This is a genomic window from Mesorhizobium sp. M7A.F.Ca.ET.027.03.2.1, from assembly GCF_003999175.1.
In the GTDB taxonomy this organism is placed as follows: Bacteria; Pseudomonadota; Alphaproteobacteria; order Rhizobiales; family Rhizobiaceae; genus Mesorhizobium.
This window is the reverse complement of record NZ_RZOM01001528.1, coordinates 1-998: the sequence shown is the minus strand read 5'-3', so window position 1 is coordinate 998 and position 998 is coordinate 1. Positions and strand designations below refer to the sequence as shown.

Genomic DNA, 998 nt, shown 5'->3' with positions numbered 1-998 from the left:
GTGCTGGAATACCATACCGATGCCGAGTTTTTTCGCGACGCCGGGACTGGAAATCCTGACGGCCTGCCCGTTCCAGAAGATCTCGCCGGCATTGGGCTCCAGCGAACCGAACAGCATCTTGACCAGCGTCGACTTGCCGGCGCCGTTTTCGCCAAGCAGGGCGTGGATCTCACCCCTGGCGATGTCGAGATCGATATGATCGCACGCCGTCAGCGTGCCGAATATCTTGGTGAGGCCACGAACCTCAAGCAGGTTCGTGCCGTCGTGATTTGCACTCACAGTGCCTCCCATCTGGTTAGCCAGACATGTTCTGTGTTCCCGCAGGCATGGTAGGCGCGGCCGGCTCTCATCGGAAAGCGGCACACGTCTTGAAAGAGCTTCAAGAATTTCAGCGGAATTTCAAGGGATAGCAAGGCAGAACGAACTAAGGGATGAGAATGGTCGTCCCTGTGGTCCTGCGGCCCTCGAGGTCGGAATGCGCCTTGCCGGCGTCCTTGAGCGCGTAGCGCTGGTTGATCTTGATCTCGACCGCGCCGCTGAGCACGACCTCGAACAGGGCGGCGGCAGAAGCGTCGAGGTCCTCGCGTCTTGCGTTGTAGACGAACAGTGTCGGCCTCGTTGCGAACAGTGAGCCCTTCTGTGCCAGCAATGACATGCTGAATGGCGGTATGGGTCCCGAGGACTGGCCAAAGCTGACGAACATGCCAAGCGGCCGCAGGCAGTCGAGCGAAGCCGGAAATGTGTCGTTGCCGACCGAATCGTAGACGACGTCGCATTTTTTGCCACCGGTGATGGCGGCGACGCCGGCAACGAAATCCTGTTCCTTGTAGTTGATGACATGGTCGAAACCATGCGCCCTGGCGAGCTCGATCTTGTCGGACGAGCTGGCGGTGCCGATGACGGTGGCGCCGAGGTGTTTTGCCCATTGGCCGAGGATCAGCCCGACGCCGCCTGCCGCGGCGTGGAACAGGATCGTGTCGCCGGCCTTCACCTTGAAC

At 60.3% G+C, this 998-nt stretch carries 2 protein-coding genes; both read right to left on the bottom strand.

The window, feature by feature from the left end:
- The coding region (locus EN750_RS36185) for an ATP-binding cassette domain-containing protein (RefSeq protein ID WP_164774138.1) at positions 1-291 on the bottom strand (291 nt) is incomplete at its 3' end.
- 133 nt (positions 292-424) lie between these two features.
- Positions 425-998: quinone oxidoreductase (locus EN750_RS36180; RefSeq protein WP_145968277.1), on the bottom strand; the 574-nt coding region annotated here is incomplete at its 5' end.